Annotated in this window: 16 protein-coding genes; 9 read left to right on the top strand and 7 right to left on the bottom strand. The window is 74.7% G+C overall.

Annotated features, from left to right (window positions below; all coding sequences use genetic code 11):
- Positions 1-100: 100 nt before the first annotated feature.
- From JS756_RS26860 to JS756_RS26870, 3 genes are read left to right on the top strand one after another with little or no spacing between them, the layout of a single operon-like run.
- Entirely contained in the window at positions 101-859 is a 759-nt protein-coding gene (locus JS756_RS26860) for a LamB/YcsF family protein (protein WP_205385800.1), read from the top strand.
- Positions 856-1,479, top strand: coding sequence for a 5-oxoprolinase subunit B family protein (locus JS756_RS26865; protein WP_205385801.1), 624 nt, complete (start codon positions 856-858; stop codon positions 1,477-1,479). Before JS756_RS26860 ends, JS756_RS26865 begins: the two co-directional genes overlap by 4 nt.
- The gene (locus JS756_RS26870; protein ID WP_205385802.1) at positions 1,476-2,345 is read left to right on the top strand and encodes a 5-oxoprolinase subunit C family protein; all 870 of its coding nucleotides are present in this window, start codon (positions 1,476-1,478) and stop codon (positions 2,343-2,345) included. Before JS756_RS26865 ends, JS756_RS26870 begins: the two co-directional genes overlap by 4 nt.
- 21 nt (positions 2,346-2,366) lie before the next feature.
- On the opposite strand, the gene JS756_RS26875 is transcribed toward JS756_RS26870, so the two are convergent.
- The 5 genes from JS756_RS26875 to JS756_RS26895 all read right to left on the bottom strand — a co-directional run bounded on the left by JS756_RS26875 (position 2,367) and on the right by JS756_RS26895 (position 7,945).
- Positions 2,367-3,224: an SGNH/GDSL hydrolase family protein gene (locus JS756_RS26875; protein ID WP_205385803.1), complete on the bottom strand. Its 858-nt coding sequence runs from the start codon at positions 3,222-3,224 to the stop codon at positions 2,367-2,369.
- The gene (locus JS756_RS26880) at positions 3,221-4,492 is read right to left on the bottom strand and encodes a glycosyltransferase (RefSeq protein ID WP_205385804.1); all 1,272 of its coding nucleotides are present in this window, start codon (positions 4,490-4,492) and stop codon (positions 3,221-3,223) included. The genes JS756_RS26875 and JS756_RS26880 overlap by 4 nt, the downstream gene beginning before the upstream one ends.
- On the bottom strand, positions 4,492-5,619 hold the full coding sequence (locus JS756_RS26885) for a glycosyltransferase family 4 protein (RefSeq protein ID WP_205385805.1): 1,128 nt from the start codon (positions 5,617-5,619) through the stop codon (positions 4,492-4,494). Before JS756_RS26885 ends, JS756_RS26880 begins: the two co-directional genes overlap by 1 nt.
- A gap of 190 nt (positions 5,620-5,809) precedes the next feature.
- The gene (locus JS756_RS26890; RefSeq protein ID WP_205385806.1) at positions 5,810-7,228 is read right to left on the bottom strand and encodes a HEAT repeat domain-containing protein; all 1,419 of its coding nucleotides are present in this window, start codon (positions 7,226-7,228) and stop codon (positions 5,810-5,812) included.
- 324 nt (positions 7,229-7,552) lie between these two features.
- Positions 7,553-7,945, bottom strand: a complete 393-nt coding sequence (locus tag JS756_RS26895) for an ankyrin repeat domain-containing protein (RefSeq protein WP_205385807.1) — start codon at positions 7,943-7,945, stop codon at positions 7,553-7,555.
- A 265-nt stretch (positions 7,946-8,210) separates the two neighbouring features.
- On the opposite strand from JS756_RS26895, the gene JS756_RS26900 reads away from it, so the two are divergent.
- Positions 8,211-8,405: a hypothetical protein gene (locus JS756_RS26900; RefSeq protein ID WP_205385808.1), complete on the top strand. Its 195-nt coding sequence runs from the start codon at positions 8,211-8,213 to the stop codon at positions 8,403-8,405.
- A 40-nt stretch (positions 8,406-8,445) separates the two neighbouring features.
- Entirely contained in the window at positions 8,446-10,014 is a 1,569-nt protein-coding gene (locus JS756_RS26905) for a hypothetical protein (protein WP_205385809.1), read from the top strand.
- A gap of 69 nt (positions 10,015-10,083) precedes the next feature.
- Here the strand turns inward: JS756_RS26905 and JS756_RS26910 are convergent, their stop codons facing one another.
- Complete coding sequence (locus JS756_RS26910) at positions 10,084-11,583, bottom strand: SCO1417 family PLP biosynthesis transcription factor (RefSeq protein WP_205385810.1); 1,500 nt, start codon at positions 11,581-11,583, stop codon at positions 10,084-10,086.
- Between the two features lie 105 nt (positions 11,584-11,688).
- Here JS756_RS26910 and yczE point away from each other — a divergent pair, with 105 nt between their 5' ends.
- From yczE to JS756_RS26930, 4 genes are all read left to right on the top strand, one after another.
- A complete protein-coding gene (gene yczE / locus JS756_RS26915) occupies positions 11,689-12,345 on the top strand; it encodes a membrane protein YczE (protein WP_205385811.1) in 657 nt (218 codons plus the stop codon).
- Positions 12,342-13,109: a glycerophosphodiester phosphodiesterase family protein gene (locus tag JS756_RS26920; protein ID WP_205385812.1), complete on the top strand. Its 768-nt coding sequence runs from the start codon at positions 12,342-12,344 to the stop codon at positions 13,107-13,109. The genes yczE and JS756_RS26920 overlap by 4 nt, the downstream gene beginning before the upstream one ends.
- Positions 13,110-13,172: 63 nt before the next feature.
- Positions 13,173-14,519, top strand: a complete 1,347-nt coding sequence (locus JS756_RS26925) for an MFS transporter (protein ID WP_205385813.1) — start codon at positions 13,173-13,175, stop codon at positions 14,517-14,519.
- Positions 14,520-14,797: 278 nt separating this feature from the next.
- Positions 14,798-15,172, top strand: a complete 375-nt coding sequence (locus tag JS756_RS26930) for an RNA polymerase-binding protein RbpA (protein ID WP_205385814.1) — start codon at positions 14,798-14,800, stop codon at positions 15,170-15,172.
- Positions 15,173-15,570: 398 nt separating this feature from the next.
- Here the strand turns inward: JS756_RS26930 and fxsA are convergent, their stop codons facing one another.
- Positions 15,571-16,134 (bottom strand): FxsA family membrane protein, encoded by a 564-nt coding sequence (gene fxsA, locus JS756_RS26935; protein ID WP_205385815.1) that lies wholly within the window; start codon positions 16,132-16,134, stop codon positions 15,571-15,573.
- Positions 16,135-16,157: the final 23 nt, after the last annotated feature.

Here is a 16,157-nt window from a genome sequence, read left to right on the forward strand (position 1 = left end):
CTCGGGGCAGCCGCTCCGGGGCGGCCGGTGCTCCCCCGCCGCGCGGTGTGCTGCGGTGCGTCGCGGCCGGGCAGAAGACATCGAGGAGCATCGGGGCCCCATGACGTCGATCGATCTCAACGCCGACCTCGGCGAGGGCTTCGGCCGCTGGCGGCTGACCGACGACGAGCAGCTGCTGTCCGTCGTCACCAGCGCCAACGTGGCCTGCGGGTTCCACGCCGGGGACGCGGTCACCATGCGGCGGGTGTGCGAGCTGGCGGCCGGGCGGGGCGTGCGGATCGGCGCGCAGGTCTCCTACCGGGATCTGGCCGGGTTCGGGCGACGCGCGATGGACGTGCCGCCCGCCGAGCTGGCCGCCGAGGTCGCCTACCAGATCGGCGCGCTGGAGGTCTTCGCCCGCGCGGCGGGCACGCGTGTGGCGTACGTCAAGCCGCACGGTGCGCTGTACAACCGCGTCGTGCACGACGAGGAGCAGGCGGGGGCCGTCGTCGACGGCGTCGTGCTCGCGGACGCCTCCCTGCCCGTGCTCGGGCTGCCGGGCTCCCGGCTGCTGGAGGTCGCCGGGAAGGCCGGCCTGCCGGTCGTGGCGGAGGCGTTCGCGGACCGCGCCTACACCGAGGAGGGCACACTCGTGCCGCGCGGCCGCGAGGGCGCCGTGGTGAGCGATCCGGAGGCCGTGGTCGAGCGCTCGGTGGGTCTGGCCCGGGACGGAGCGGTGAGCACCCGCTCGGGCGCGACGGTCGCGGTACGAGCGCGTTCCCTGTGCCTGCACGGCGACACCCCGGGCGCGGTGGACCTGGCGCGGCGGGTGCGCGCCCGCCTGGAGGCCTCGGGCGTCGTGGTGGAGGCGTTCGCATGAGGGCCCTTCCCGTCGGTGACGACGCCCTGCTCGTCGAGGTGGCCTCGGGCGCGCAGGCGCTGGCGCTGCACGCGGAGCTGGTCCGCCGCCGTGAGGAGGGCCGGATCACGGTCCGGGAGATCGTCCCGGCGGCCCGCACCGTCCTGCTCGACGGTCTGGCCGAGCCCGCTCGGCTGGCGGCCGAGCTGACCGGCGAACTCCCGCCCCCGCCCCCGACACCGCGTGGGGTGGTGGAGATCCCGGTGTGCTACGACGGCCCCGACCTGGCCGAGGTCGCCGCGTACTGGGGCGTCGCCGAGGAGGACGTGCCCCGCGTCCACGCCGCGGCCGAGTTCCGGGTCGCCTTCTGCGGCTTCGCACCCGGCTTCGGCTACCTCACCGGCTTGCCGGCGGGTTACGCCGTTCCGCGCCGGGCCACGCCGCGCACCGCCGTCCCGCCCGGCTCGGTGGCGCTGGCCGGGCCGTACACGGGCGTGTACCCGCGTGCTTCGCCCGGCGGCTGGCAGCTGATCGGCACCACGGACACCGTGCTGTGGGACCACGCGCGCGTGCCGGCCGCGCTGCTGTCGCCCGGTACGCGCGTACGCTTCGTTCCCGTGCGCGCGGGGGGTGCGGCGTGACGGACCGCGCGCTCGCCGTCGTCCGGGCCGGGGCACTGACGACCGTGCAGGACCGGGGCCGCCCGGGCCATGCCCATCTCGGTGTGCCCCGTTCCGGAGCGCTGGACGCGCCGGCGGCGGCGCTCGCCAACCGGCTGGTCGGCAATCCGCCGCAGGAGGCCGTCCTGGAGACCACCCTCGACGGGTGTGCCGTGCGCCCGCGTTCGACGGTCGCCGTGGCGGTGACGGGCGCCCCCTGCCCGGTCGCCGTGGACGGCCGACCGGTCGCCTGGGGGGCGCCCGTGCGGGTGCCCGCCAGGGCCGTGCTGGAGGTCGGGGCAGCCGTGCGGGGGCTGCGCAGCTACATCGCCGTCTCGGGCGGCATCCGTGTCGAACCGGTGCTCGGCAGCCGCTCCTGCGACCTGCTCTCCGGGCTCGGGCCGGCGCCGCTCGCGAACGGCGTGGTGCTGCCGCTGGGAGGCCCCGCGGCGGTGTACGCGCACGTGGACGCCGCCCCGCAGCCCGGTCCCCCGGCCGAACTGGTCCTGCGGGTCGTGCCCGGCCCGCGCGCGGACTGGTTCACCCCGGCCGCGCTGCGGACCCTCACCTCGCGCGCGTACCGGGTGTCGGCCGCGAGCAACCGGATCGGCCTGCGCACCGAGGGACCGGCGCTGGAGCGCGCCCACGCCGGGGAACTGCCCAGCGAGGGCATGGTGCTGGGGGCGGTGCAGGTCCCGCCCGACGGCCGACCGGTCGTGTTCCTCGCCGACCACCCCACCACCGGGGGCTACCCGGTGATCGCCGTCGTCCGCTCGGCCGACCTGCCGGCCGCCGCGCAGGCCCGGCCGGGCACCCCGGTCCACTTCGTGACGGTACGGCGCCGTTGACACCGCCGGTGGGCGGGAGGCTCAGGCCACCTCGGCGGTGTCCGGCACCTCCGCCGCCGACAGTGCCGCGAGTGCCGCCGACACCGCGGCCGAGGCCCGCAGGTCGAGGCGGGCACTCGTGCCCCGGGCGCGGTGGCGCAGTTCGTCGACGGCGAGGGTGAGCAACTGGGGCAGCAGGTCGGTGCAGCGCCGGGCCACCCAGCGGGTCCCGGCGGTCGCCAGCCACCACAGGCCGGCCGAGCGCGTCGGCGCCGGGGACTCGGGCTGGGACGAGGGGGCGGGCCCGGTCGCGCGGCCCGCCTCGGCGAGCAGCGCGTGGAAACGCACGGCCAGCAGGCGGTGCCCTCGTTCGCCGGGGTGCAGCCGGTCCGCGCTCCACAGGGAGCGATCGGTGACCCACGTGCCCTCGTGGGCGTGCAGGTGCAGCGCGCCGTGCCGGTCGGAGAGCGCGTGCACGACGGCGTTGACGGCGCGCTGGCGCCGCGCCAGGGGGCGGGCGAGTGCGCCCGGCAGCCCCAGCATCGAGCCGGGGTCGGGCAGGCACGCGGTCAGCAGGACGGCGCCGTGTGCGGTGAGGGCGGCGTACACCTCGTCCAGGCGGGTGGCCACGGCCCCGATGTCGAAGGTGCAGCGCAGGGTGTCGTTGACGCCGACGACCACGGACGCCACGTCCGGCCCGCACGCGAGGGCGGCCGGCAGCTGCCGGTCGAGGACGTCGCGCGTCTGCGCGCCGCTGGCGGCGAGGTTGGTGAACTCGGCCGGCTCCTCCGCGAGTCCGGCGGCGAGCAGCGCGGCCCAGCCACGCCATCCGTCGCCGACCGGATCGCCCACCCCCTCGGTCAGCGAGTCACCGAGCGCCACGAAGCGGACCGGTCTCATCCGACACCTCCCGGACCGACCGAACCCACCGGACCGACCGGATCGGCTGCGGGGACGGGACCGGCGGCACCGGCCGGACCTGCGGGAGCGGCCGGTCCGGCCGGCCCCGCGGCCTCCGCGAGCCCTCCGGCACGGCCCCGGTGCCGCACCACGGGGGCGTCGTGCGCGGCGAGGAACGCCTCCACGGCGGCGCCCCAGCCGAAGCACTCGGCACGCGCGCGTGCCGCCTCCCGGCGCTCGTGCTCGGGGCGCCCGAGCAGCGTCAGCACGGCGTCCGCGAACGACACTCCGTCGTCGGCGGCCGCCACCCCGGCGGAGCCGACGACCTCCGGCAGCGCGGAGGAGGCGCTGACCGCCACGGGTGTGCCGCACGCCATCGCCTCCAGCGCCGCCAGCCCGAACGTCTCGGCCGGGCCGGGCGCCAGGCACACGTCGGCCGACGCCTGGAGCGCACCGAGTACGACGCGGTCGGCGACGTGGCCGAGGAAGACGACCGGCAGCGCACGCTCCCGCGCCCGCTGCTCAAGCCGGGCGCGCAGCGGACCGTCGCCGGCCACCACCAGCACGGCCGGCACACCGCGGCGCCGCAGCTCCGCCAGCGCGTCGAGCGCCGTGCCGGGCCGCTTCTCCACGGACAGCCGGGAGCACATCGCCAGCAGGACCTCGTCCGCGCGCGCGTGGCGGGCCCGCAGCGCCGGGTCGCGCAGCGCCGGATGCCGTTCGTCCAGGTCGACGCCGAGGGGAGCCCGTACGACGTTGCGGGCGCCGATGCGCACGAACTCCCGCTCGGCGAACTCGGTGGTGCACACCACGCGCGCGTACGTGTGGGCCGTGCGGACGTTCAGGGCGTCGGCGGCTCGCCGGGCGGTTCGCTCGGGCAGCCCCCAGGTGCGCAGGACACCGTCGGCGGTCTCGTGGGAGACCATCGCGGCCGGCACCCGGGCCCGCCGCGCCCATCTGCCGGTCCACCGCAGGGTGGTGCGGTCGCAGACCTCCAGGCGGTCGGGGGCGAGCTCCTCCAGCAGACGGGCCACCCGCCGCCGGTCGACGAGGACCCGGTAGCCGCCGGTGCCCGGCAGCAGCGGTCCGGGCAGCGTGATCACGCGGCCCTGGTCGGTGTCGCGGTCGTCCGGGCGTTCGCCGGGCACGATCAGGACGGGCTCGTGGCCCGCGTCCCGGTAGCCCCGGCCGAGCTCGCGCAGGGCGGTGCGCAGTCCACCGGAGGCGGGGGCGACGAAGTTGGCGAGGCGCACGATCCTGAGGGACATCAGGCCGCCACCGCCGGCTGCCGGGCGGCGAGGACGTCCGCGTAGTGGTCGATGAGCCGGTCGCCGACGGCCGCCCAGGTCCGCCCCTCGACCATGGCGCGCGCGGCGGTGCCGTAGGCGGCCCGCAGCTCGCGGCCGGCGGCCAGCCGGGCGACGGCGTCGCGGACGGCCGCTTCGTCGTGCGGGGGCACCAGCAGTCCGGTGCGACCGTGCGCGACCAGGTCGAGCGGACCGCCGGCGGCGGGCGCGACCACGGGCACTGCGCTGGCCATGGCCTCCTGCACGGTCTGGCAGAAGGTCTCGAAGGGGCCGGTGTGGGCGAAGACGTCGAGGGAGGCGAAGATCCGCGCGAGCTCGTCGCCGGTGCGCCGGCCGAGGAAGACGGCGCCGGGCAGCGCCTGCTCAAGGCCGGGGCGGCTGGGCCCGTCCCCGACGACCACGACCCGCACCCCGGGCAGGGCGCAGGTGCCGGCGAGCAGTTCGACGTGCTTCTCGGGGGCGAGGCGCCCGACGTATCCGACGATCAGTTCGCCCCGGGGCGCCAGTTCGCGGCGCAGTGCCGCGTCGCGGCGGTCGGGGCGGAAGCGGACGGTGTCCACGCCGCGCGGCCACAGCCTGACCCGGGGCACCCCGTGTGCCTCCAGGTCGTCGCGGGCGGCGCTGGACGGGGCGAGGGTGAGGTCGGCGGCGGCGTGGACGGAGCGTATGCGGCGCCAGGCGGCGGCCTCGCCGGCGCCCATGTAGGTGCGGGCGTATCCGGCCAGGTCGGTCTGGTAGACGGCGACGGCGGGGACTGCGAGCCGGGCGGCCGCGGCCATGCCGCGGACGCCGAGGACGAAGGGGCTGGCCAGGTGGACGACGTCGGCGCGGTGCCCGATCAGAGCCGCGGCCAGGCGCCGGCTGGGCAGGGCCACGCGGACCTGGGGGTAGCCGGGCATCGGCAGGGAGGGCACGTGGACGACGGGGCACGGTCCGGCGGCGTCGGTCCTGTGCCCGGGAGCGGGGGCCGGCGCGACGACGAGCGGGAGGTGACCGCGGTCTGCCAGATGGCGGGCGGTCTGGAGCGCGCAGTGGGCCACGCCGTTCACATCGGGGGGAAAGGATTCGGTCACGATGACGACACGCATACGGGTGTTGTCGCCGCGCTGGACGTGGCCGTGTCAAAGTGGATCTTTCCGGGCGGGGAACGTCCCATGAGCGTTGCGCTGCGCACCCGGGAGCGTCGGACCGCGGCCATGCGCGCACGCCCGGCCGGCCACCGCAGGTTCACCCGCGGGCCGGAACGGCCCGGCGGACGTCCGTGGCGCGGGGTCCGGATCACATGGTGGCCGGGTCCGGACCGATCCGGCTGCGTACGGCCGTCTGCACCTCGGCCTCCTCCGCGGGGTCGGCGGCGAGGCGGCGCAGTCGTTCCACGACGCGGGCGTCGCCGGTCTCCGCGTGCCGGGCGGCGAGTTCGCGGGTGGACTCCTCGCAGTCCCACAGGCACTCGACGGCGAACCCGGCGGGGAAGGAAGGGTCGGTGGCGGCGAGGGCGCTGGCGCAGCGTCCGCGCAGATGGGAGGAGGCGGTCTCGCGGTAGACGTGCCGCAGCACGGGTGCGGCGCAGACGATGCCGAGGCGTCCGGCGCCGTCGACGAGGGTCCACAGGGTCGGTGCGTCGCAGCCCTCGCCGCGCACCGCCTCGCGCAGGGCGGCGAGGACGAGGTCGCGGTCGCGGCTTCCGCCGCGGCAGGCGAGGACGCGGCTGGCGGCGGCGCCGAGCGGGTCGGGCCGGCCGGCCCAGGCGCGCGCGCGGTCCACGGCGGCGACGCTGCGCATGCGTTCGAAGGCGTCGACGGCGGCGTCCACGACGGCGGGCGACCCGTCGGCGGCGGCCCCCTCGATCAGGTCCAGCGCCTCGGGGTCGTTGCTGTCGGCGAGGAAGCGCAACGCGGTACAGCGGGCGCCGTCGATGCCGTCCCTGGCCGCCCGGAGGATCTCGGGACGGTCCTCGGGGCCGGCGACGGCCGTCAGGCAGCGGGCGGCGGGCACGTGCAGCGCGGCGCCGCGTTCGAGGCCCTGCTGGGCCCACTCGAAGACCGCGCTCACGCTCCATCCCGGGCGCGGGCCGGTGGGCCGCATCTGCCGCTGCCAGCGGTCGAAGCAGCCGGTCTCGTGGGCGGCGCGCACGCGGGCGGAGATGTACTCGCGCGGGTCCTCGGCCCACAGCCGCCACGGTCTCGGCTCGAAGGCGTCGCGGACGGCGACGGCCAGTTCGGCCTCGCCCTCGGCGTCGGTGGCGAAGCGGGCCAGGACGGGAGCGGCCAGGGCGCGCAGTCCCGCGTCGTCGTCGCGCAGGGCGAGCTCGTCCAGGGCCCAGGCCCAGTTGGAGCCGGAGGCGGCGTACCTGCGCAGCAGGTCGAGGGCGTCCCGCCTGCCGTAGGAGGCGAGGTGACCCAGCACGGCCAGGGCGAGGCCGGTGCGTGACTCGTCGGTGTCGAACACGTCGTCGACGTCGAAGAGGTACGCCTCGATCTCGTCCAGTTCGCCGCTGAGGTCGAGGAAGAGCCGGGCGTAGTACAGGGAGCGGTTCTCCACCTGCCAGTCGTCGCGGGGATCGCGCAGCACGCAGTGGTTGAGGGCCGCCAGGGCCTCGGAACGCGGGGCGGTGAGCGCGTGGAGCGTACCGTCACCGCGCCCCCTCTGCAGGAGGCCGAGCAGGGTACCGCTGGGCGCTATGACCGGATCGAACATGGGAAACAGCCTCACATCAAGCGTCGACGCAACCGGAGAACACGCACTACCTGGTCGCGCGACAACACGTCGGAGCGCCCGCCGTCTCTTGCTTGCTGTAGACCATCTTCCTCTGCCTCTCGTCGGTGGCCCATGCGGACCGATCACGGTCCACGCGGTGCGGCAACACCTGCCCAGCCATCGTGTCCGTGAATCACGACGTCATGATGACTCGGCGGTTCCGCCTACCGCGACCGAAATTTCCGGCGGCCCCGTTCCGCCTCCCCCGTCCTGCTGTCCTACCTGGTCGGATCCTGTGCGCCGCGGCGTCGCGGCGCGGTCGCCTCAGTCGGCGCCGAACAGTTCGAGCAGGTCCGCCTTGGCGAACATGCGCGCCGTGTCGACGGCCGAGGGGGTCCCCGCACGGGGATCGGCGCCGGCCTCCAGCAGAGCCTCGATCACCTCTTGTCCCCCCTTGAAGACGGCGCCCGCGAGGGGCGTCTGGCCGCGGTCGTTGGCCCGGTCGGCCGCGGCACCACGGGCCAGCAGCGCGCGGACGGCGTCCGCATGGCCGTGGTAGGCGGCGAGCATGACCAGGGAGTCGCCCCGGTCATTGGTGAGGTCGGCCGGAACGCCCGCGTCGACGTAGGCCACGAGCGCCTCGGTCTGCCCCTGCCGGGCCAGATCGAAGATCTTGGTCGCCAGCTCCACGACCTCCGGGTCGGGGGCTTCGCTCATCGGCCGGACCGCCTCTCATATGCGCCGTTCAGGTGAATCGCCAGGGTACTGGCTCCGCGGACACATGGCCGGACCAGTCCGCGGCAAAGATCACCGCAAAACCCGTTCGACGCAATTTCGCTGCTCAGGCGGCCCAGCAGAGCCTCCACCGAACGAGGGAAAGGGTAAGAATTTCCCCCGTTTGCACCTTTTATCGTATGGATACATGCTGTGATCCTGGAAGTACTCATGGTGACTGTCCCCACCGAACACCAGGAGAGCCCCAATGATCCTGTCCATCTCAGGCGTCGTCCTGCTCGGCATCGTCGTGTTCATCTTCTTCCGCAAGGACGGGCTCAAGGCGTCGCACGCCCTGATCACGGCCCTGTTCGGCTTCTACCTCGCCAGCACGGCCATCGCGCCCAGCATCAAGGCCGGCGGCGAGAGCCTGGCCAGCCTTCTCGGCGGCATCAAGTTCTGACGCCGCCCCCTTCGCCCGTACGCACCGTGAGGAGACTGCAGTGGCCCGGCGCCCCCTCCCCCGCATCCTGAGCACAGGCAGCACGCAGATCGCCCGGAGCCGGGAGCTGGCCCGGACGGCGACCGACAGCGCCACCGACGTCCTCCATCCACTGATCGCGATCACCCGCGGACTGCGCCGGCTGGCCTCGGCCGGGCGGCGCAGGTGGACCGAGACGCCCAAGGACAAGCGCGGACCGCTCCTGTTCCTGGTGGCGTCCGTGGTCCTGGTCGTGGCACTGGCGCCGTACGGACCGCTGCTCGCCGTCATCACCCTGATGGCGGCGGCAGCCTGGCACGGCCGGGACCGCACCCCGCCCGCCCCCGAGGGACCCGACGAGTCCCAGACGCAGCGCCTGAAGTCGCTGTACGAGGCACTCGTCCCCTCCTTCTCCTCGGCCGAGGACCCCGCACCCCTGTACGGCCACGGCGGCGAGTGGGAGAAGGCGTTCCCCTCGTACGAGTTCGACGCGACGGGGCGCGTCACCCAGCTCCTGATCCGCTACCCCGCGTACTTCCCCGACGGGGAACCGGAGGCCCGCACACGCATCGAGCAGCTGCTCACCGCGAAATCGGGCCGCGGCCGGGAGTACCACTTCGCCTGGGACGAGGAGGGCAACGAGCTCACCGTCACGGTGCTGCCCCCACTGCCCACCGACATCGCCGCCCAGCGCTTCGTCACCGCGCCGGGCGAGACGGTCCTCGGCTTCACCGATCCGCTCCAGGTGCAGCGCACCCTCCCCCTCGGCTACGGCGAGGAGCAGCGCGACGTCCCGCCAGTGGTCTGGCGCACCGGGATCCGCTCCACCGAGCCGCACCTGCTGGTCATGGGGCAGCCGGGCAGCGGCACCTCGACTCTGCTGCGCTCCGTCGCGCTCCAGGCCCTGCAGTACGGCGACGTCCTCGTCGTCGAGGGCGGCGGCACCGGCGAGTACGCCTGCCTGGCCGGCCGGGACGGCGTCCTGGCCGTCGAGTGCGGGCTGTCGGGGGCGCTGGCCAGTCTGGAGTGGGCGGCCACGGAGGTGGAGCGCCGACTGATCACCGCCAACCAGGCCCGCCAGGAGGGCCTGCTTGCGCCGGAGGACACCAGGCGACCGCTGTGGATCCTCGTGGACCGCCCGAGCACCTTCTCCCATCTGGCCGCCACCGACAGCCGCAAGGACCCGCAGTCCCTGCTCCAGGTGCCGCTGCGGCACGGCCGGGCCGCCGGCGTCACCGTGGTCGTGGCCGAGCAGTTCGACAGCGCCGACGCGCTGAGCGACGCGGTCCGGCAGCACACCCGAGCGCGGGTCGTCCTCGGGCCGGCGACGGGCGAACAGCTGGAGGCGGTGCTGGGTGCGCGCCCGCACACCACACCGGTCGCGCAGGTGCCGCCGGGACGCGGGTACGCGCGCCTGGGAGGCGGGCCCGTGCATCGGCTCCAGGTCCCGGCCACCCCGGACCCGTACGACGACGCCACCAGCGACGCACACCGGCAGGCCGTGCTGGAGCTGCTGCCGCCGAGGACGACGCCGGCGGACGGCGAGACGGTACCGGTCCCCACCGAGGCAGCCGTCGCGGAGACGTCGTAGGCACGGATCGCGGGAGCCGCCGGGCGTGACCCACGCCCCCGGCGGCTCCCGCGCGTGCGAGGCCCCGGCTCACGCCACGAACGTCCGCGGTGCCCCCGTGCCCGCCGTGCCCCCGCTCTCCACCAGCCGGGCCGCCGCCGCGAGGCGGACCGCCGCCTCCTCCGCCACCGCGCCGCCCACGGTGAACGGCAGCCGCACATACCCCTCGAAGGCGCCGTCCACTCCGAAGCGAGGACCGGACGGGACCCGGACCCCCACCCTCTCCCCGGCCTCCGCCAGGCGCGAGCCGGACAGCCCCCCGGCGCGCACCCACAGCGTGAGGCCGCCGCCGGGCACGTCGAACTCCCACGTCGGCAGCTCGCGCCGGACCGCGGCGACGAGGGCGTCCCGGTTCTCCCGGGCCTGGGCGCGCCGCAGTTCCACGGCCTGCTCCCAGCCGCCGCTGCTGAAGAGCCAGTTCACCGCCAGCTGCTCCAGCACCGGCGTGCCCAGGTCGGCGTAGGCGCGGGCGGACACCAGACTGCGGATCACGTCGGGGGCGGCACGCACCCAGCCGATGCGCATGCCCGCCCAGAAGGCCTTGCTGGCCGAGCCGACGGTGATCACCGTGGAACCGGCGGGGTCGAAGCCGCAGACGGGCCGCGGCACCGAGACGTCCTCGTCGAGCCACAGCTCGCTCATCGTCTCGTCCGCGACCAGCACGGTCCCGGCCGAGCGGGCCGCCTCCACCAGCCCCCGGCGCTGGTCCTCGTCGGCGAGGGCGCCGGTGGGGTTGTGGAAGTCGGCGACCACGTAGGCGATCCGCGGCGCCGCGTCCCGCAGCACCTGGCGCCACCGGTCCAGGTCCCATCCGGTGAGGCCCTCGGCCATCGCGACGGGCACCAGCCGCGCCCCGGCCTCCCGCATGAGCTGGAGGATGTTGGCGTACGACGGGGACTCCACGGCGATCCGCTCCCCGCGCCCCCCGAACAGGTGGCAGATGGCGTCGATGGCGCCCATCGCCCCCGTGGTGACCATGATCTGCTCGGGCATGGTGGGAATCCCGCGCGCGGTGTAGCGCTCGGCGATCATCTCCCGCAGCGCCGGCAGACCGGCCGGGTAGTCGCCGTGCGTGTGGGCGTACGGGGGGAGCTCCTCCAGGGCGCCCTGCACGGCACGGGTGAGCCAGGGCTCGGGCGCGGGCAGGGCGGCGCAGCCCAGGTCGATCACCGAGCCCAGGGCCTCAGGGGGCAGCGGCTCCAGACCGCGGGCCGGGAGGGGGTTCCCCGCCGGTACGGCCGTCCAGCTGCCGGCGCCGCGCCGGGACTCCAGGAAGCCCTCCGCGCGCAGCGCCTCGTATGCGGCGGCCACCGTGGTGCGGCTGACGGACAGGGCCAGCGCGAGCTCGCGCTCGGCGGGCAGCCGGGCGGCCACGGGGACGCGCCCTTCGAGCACGAGCAGCCGGATGCCGTCGGCGAGGGCGCGGTAGGCGGGCGGGCGGCGCGTGCCGGGGCCCGCGGGCCGGTCCTGCTGGGACGTGAGCAGCCGGGCGAGCTGCGAGGCACCCACTGCAGAGGTCCACTGCGCCATGATTACCAGTCCACCTTCCCCGAATTGGCCATGGATGGCGTCTCTTTCCAAGCCACAGAGTGACATGCGTCAGGCCACCACCACCATCCGGGGGCACCTTTGTCCATGCCAGAACGTCCGGACCGCGCCGCTCGGCGCCTGGTCCAGCTCTTCCTCGGCCTGGCGCTGTACGGCGCCAGCTCCGCTCTCCTGGTCCGCGCGAACCTCGGGCTGGAGCCGTGGAACGTCCTCCACCAGGGCCTCGCGGAGCTCAGCGGCCTGACCATCGGCGTGGTGTCCATCATCGTGGGCGCGGCGGTGCTGCTGCTGTGGATCCCGCTGCGCCAGCGCCCCGGCCTCGGCACCGTCGCCAACGTCTTCGCCGTCGGCCTGGCCATGGACGGCACCCTCGCGCTCGTCCCCGGGGTCCACGGCCTCGCCGTGCGGATCCCCCTCCTGCTGGCCGGCATCCTGCTGAACGGCGTGGCCACCGGCCTGTACATCGCCGCCCGGTTCGGTCCGGGCCCCCGCGACGGGCTGATGACGGGGCTGCACCGGTGCACCGGCCGCTCGATCCGCCTGATGCGCACGACGGTGGAGGTGGCGGTCGTGGTCACCGGCTTCGCCCTGGGCGGCACCATCGGCATGGGCACCCTGCTGTACGCCGTGGCGATCGGCCCGCTCGCCCAGGTGTTCCTGCGGCTGTTCGCCGTCCCGCCGGCATCGGGCGGCAGCACGATCGTTGCCACCGGGACACCCCGGGGAGCGATACTGCGTCGGTGACCACCCTGATACGCCATCCCTACCTCGACCATCCCGGCCCCATCCCCTTCGCCCACCGCGGCGGGACGGCGGACGGCCTGGAGAACACCGCGGCGCAGTTCCGGCGGGCGGTCGAGGCGGGCTACCGCTACATCGAGACCGACGTGCACGTCACCCGCGACGGCAGGCTGGTCGCCTTCCACGACGCGACGCTGGACCGGGTGACGGACGGCGCCGGGCGGATCGCCGATCTGCCGTGGGCGGACGTGCGGCAGGCGCGCGTGGCGGGCCGGGAGCCGGTGCCGCTCTTCGAGGAACTGCTGGAGACCTTCCCCGAGGTGCGCTGGAACGTCGACCTCAAGGCCGAGTCGACGCTGCGTCCCTTCCTGGACCTTCTCGCCCGTGCGAACGCCTGGGACCGGATCTGCGTCGGCTCGTTCTCCGAAGCGCGCGTGGTGCGCGCCCAGCGGCTCGCCGGTCCCCGCCTGGCCACGTCGTACGGCACCCGGGGCGTGCTCGGCCTGCGGCTGCGCTCCTGGGGACTGCCCGTGGCTCCGCGCCGCTCGGCGGTGGCCGCGCAGGTGCCCGAGACGCAGTCCGGCGTCCCGGTGGTCGACGCGCGGTTCGTCCGGGCGGCGCACGCGCACGGGCTGCAGGTGCACGTGTGGACCGTCAACGAATCCGATCGGATGCACCGGCTCCTGGACCTGGGGGTCGATGGCATCATGACCGATCACATCGACACGTTGCGCGAGGTCATGCAGGAGCGCGGCGTCTGGGCCTGACCGCCCGGGCGGCGCCCCGCCACCCTTGCCACGGACATCTTCGGCGGGGAAGCGAGGGCACGGGTGGACACCGAGACCGTGCGGACAACGACGGCCGGCGAGGCCGCGGACCGGCGGCGCGAGCAGCGCGGCTGGTACTTCTACGACTGGGCGTGCTCCGTCTACTCGACGAGCGTGCTCACCGTGTTCCTGGGTCCTTATCTGACCTCGATCGCGAAGTCGGCCGCGGACGCGGACGGGTACGTCCACCCGCTGGGCATCCCGGTGCGCGCGGGGTCGTTCTTCGCCTACTCGGTGTCCCTGTCCGTGATCGTCGCCGTTCTGGTGATGCCCCTGGTGGGCGCCGCCGCCGACCGCAGCGGGCGCAAGAAGCCGCTGCTGGGCGCCGCCGCGTACACCGGCGCCGCGGCGACCACGGGCATGTTCTTCCTCGGCGGCGACCGCTACTTGCTGGGCGGTGTGCTGCTGGTGGTGGCGAACGCCGCCCAGTCGGTGGCGATGATGCTGTACAACTCCTACCTGCCGCAGATCGCCCCGCCCGAGGAACGCGACGCGGTCTCCTCCCGCGGCTGGGCCTTCGGGTACGCGGCGGGCTCGCTGATGCTCGTGGTGAACCTGGCCCTGTACCTGGGCCACGACAGCTTCGGGGTCTCGGAGACCGCAGCCGTCCGCATCTGCCTGGCCTCGGCGGGTTTGTGGTGGGGCGCCTTCGCACTGGTGCCGCTGAGCCGGCTGCGCGACCGGCGGGTCCCGGCGCGGGAGGGCGCCCTGCCGGGGATGCGGCAGCTGGCCGCGACCGTGCGTGACATGCGCCGCCACCCGCTCACGCTGGCCTTCCTGCTGGCCTACCTGATCTACAACGACGGCATCCAGACGGTGATCTCGCAGGCCTCGGTGTACGGCTCGGAGGAGCTGGGCCTCGGCCAGTCGACCCTCATCGCCGCGGTGCTGCTGGTGCAGGTGCTGGCGGTGGCGGGGGCGCTGGCGATGGGCCGGCTGGCGCGCACGTACGGCGCGAAGCGGACGATCCTCGGCTCGCTGGTGGCCTGGACGGTCACGCTCGGCGCCGGGTACTTCCTGCCGGCCGGGGTGCCGGTCTGGTTCTTCGTGCTCGCGGCCGGTATCGGGCTCGTGCTGGGCGGCAGCCAGGCTCTGTCCCGCTCGCTCTTCTCCCACCTCGTGCCGCCGGGCAAGGAGGCCGAGTACTTCTCCGCGTACGAGATGAGCGACCGCGGCATGAGCTGGCTGGGCCCGCTGCTGTTCGGGCTCACCTACCAGCTGACCGGGAGCTACCGGGACGCGATCATCTCCCTGGTGGCGTTCTTCGTGATCGGGTTCGTGCTGCTCGCACGTGTCCCGGTACGGCGTGCGATCGGCGACGCGGGGAATCCGGTTCCCGAGAGGATTTAGCGCTCCGGACGAAAGGGCGGTAGTGTACGCGTTTGGCCTGCCAGGCGTACCGTTACTGCGCGTCAAAGATGACGAGGCGCTGGGTGACATCCACTAGCAGACGTGACAAACCGGGCGCCGGTGGGTACGGACTGGTTGACAAGGCTGCGGCTACGACGGCGACGCATGACCCGGAACGGGACATCGGAACGGGAATCTTTACCGCCGACCGGACGTTGACCGGATGACGACGACAGCGACACCTGTCCTGTGGGCGACAAGCCCGGGAGGCACGATTCATGAGTGAGCGAGCTCTTCGCGGCACGCGCCTCGTGGTGACCAGCTACGAGACGGACCGCGGCATCGACCTGGCCCCGCGCCAGGCCGTGGAGTACGCATGCGAGAAGGGGCACCGGTTCGAGATGCCCTTCTCGGTCGAGGCGGAGATCCCGCCGGAGTGGGAGTGCAAGGTCTGTGGAGCCCAGGCACTCCTCGTGGACGGCGACGGGCCCGAGGAGAAGAAGGGCAAGCCCGCGCGTACGCACTGGGACATGTTGATGGAGCGGCGCACCCGCGAGGAACTCGAAGAGGTCCTCGAGGAGCGGCTTGCGGTTCTCCGCTCGGGGGCGATGAACCTCGCGGTCCATCCCCGCGACAGCCGCAAGAGCGCCTAGTCCCGACACGGCTCGGACGGGTCACAGCACCACGCAGAGGACCGCGGGTGCCGTACATGCTTCACGTACGGCACCCGCGGTCCTCTGTGCTTCGGCATGCCCTGATCCACCGCTCCGGCCGCCGGGGGCGGGGCCGCGGTCGACGACAGTGGAGGGCCGGGTCACCGCGGTCCGCGCGCGGATCACCGCACCCGCCCCCACCGGTGCGTCGGCTGCCCCGTGCGGTCACCCCCCGGTCCCCGGGGCGAGGGGTCACCGGCAGGCGGGGGCGGGCACCGCGCCGGACCCAGCGGGAAGTCCGTCGGACGGTGGCGTGCACGCGTCGTCGCGCCGTCCCCCGCGGGGGGTCGGTGTGCGCGGAGCAGCGCGCGGGGCGGCACCGGCATGCCGGAAGAAGGTCAACGCGTCAGCGGCGGCCGGGGCTCCTGCGGGGCGTCGTCCGGCTCCTCGTCGTGCCGGACGACCTCACCCTGGACGACCTTGCCGTCCGGGCGGTGGATGCGCGCCTGCTGGAAGGCGCCGCCGAAGCTGCCGGGGGCCGCGGCCCGCAGCCGGCGGTCGAAAGTGCGCTCGGCCCGCCGTCCCAGCGCCTTCTGGACCGGCGGAACCAGCAGGAGCAGGCCGACCGCGTCCGAGACGAGGCCCGGCACCATCAGCAGCAGGCCGCCGAGCATCATGAAACCGTTGCCGCTGCTGCCCACCGGCGAGCCACCGCTCTGGAACGCCGCGTTGAGGCTCTGGAAGGCGCGCCGCCCGGCCCGCTTCACCACCACGGTGCCGAGGACCAGGCCGGCGAGCAGCAGGAAGAACACCGTCAGCCCGCTCGTCGCGCCCGCGACCAGGGTCAGCAGCCAGATCTCCAGCACCACCCACACGGCGATGCCGAGCGGCAGGAAGGTGCGCAGCCGGGAGCGGCGGGGCCGGGCCGCGGGGCCGGGAGGAGTCGAAGCGCCAGTCGTCATGCATCCAGTGTGCCCGGACCCGA

The organism is Streptomyces actuosus (genome assembly GCF_016921115.1).
GTDB lineage: Bacteria > Actinomycetota > Actinomycetes > Streptomycetales > Streptomycetaceae > Streptomyces > Streptomyces actuosus_A.

Coding starts and splice junctions, on each gene's coding strand:
- JS756_RS26860 (WP_205385800.1), top strand. CDS start 101: ATGACGTCGATCGATCTCAACGCCGACCTCGGCGAGGGCTTCGGCCGC.
- JS756_RS26865 (WP_205385801.1), top strand. CDS start 856: ATGAGGGCCCTTCCCGTCGGTGACGACGCCCTGCTCGTCGAGGTGGCC.
- JS756_RS26875 (WP_205385803.1), bottom strand. CDS start 3,224: ATGAGACCGGTCCGCTTCGTGGCGCTCGGTGACTCGCTGACCGAGGGG.
- JS756_RS26880 (WP_205385804.1), bottom strand. CDS start 4,492: ATGTCCCTCAGGATCGTGCGCCTCGCCAACTTCGTCGCCCCCGCCTCC.
- JS756_RS26885 (WP_205385805.1), bottom strand. CDS start 5,619: ATGCGTGTCGTCATCGTGACCGAATCCTTTCCCCCCGATGTGAACGGC.
- JS756_RS26890 (WP_205385806.1), bottom strand. CDS start 7,228: ATGTTCGATCCGGTCATAGCGCCCAGCGGTACCCTGCTCGGCCTCCTG.
- JS756_RS26895 (WP_205385807.1), bottom strand. CDS start 7,945: ATGAGCGAAGCCCCCGACCCGGAGGTCGTGGAGCTGGCGACCAAGATC.
- JS756_RS26900 (WP_205385808.1), top strand. CDS start 8,211: ATGATCCTGTCCATCTCAGGCGTCGTCCTGCTCGGCATCGTCGTGTTC.
- JS756_RS26910 (WP_205385810.1), bottom strand. CDS start 11,583: ATGGCGCAGTGGACCTCTGCAGTGGGTGCCTCGCAGCTCGCCCGGCTG.
- yczE (WP_205385811.1), top strand. CDS start 11,689: ATGCCAGAACGTCCGGACCGCGCCGCTCGGCGCCTGGTCCAGCTCTTC.
- JS756_RS26930 (WP_205385814.1), top strand. CDS start 14,798: ATGAGTGAGCGAGCTCTTCGCGGCACGCGCCTCGTGGTGACCAGCTAC.
- fxsA (WP_205385815.1), bottom strand. CDS start 16,134: ATGACGACTGGCGCTTCGACTCCTCCCGGCCCCGCGGCCCGGCCCCGC.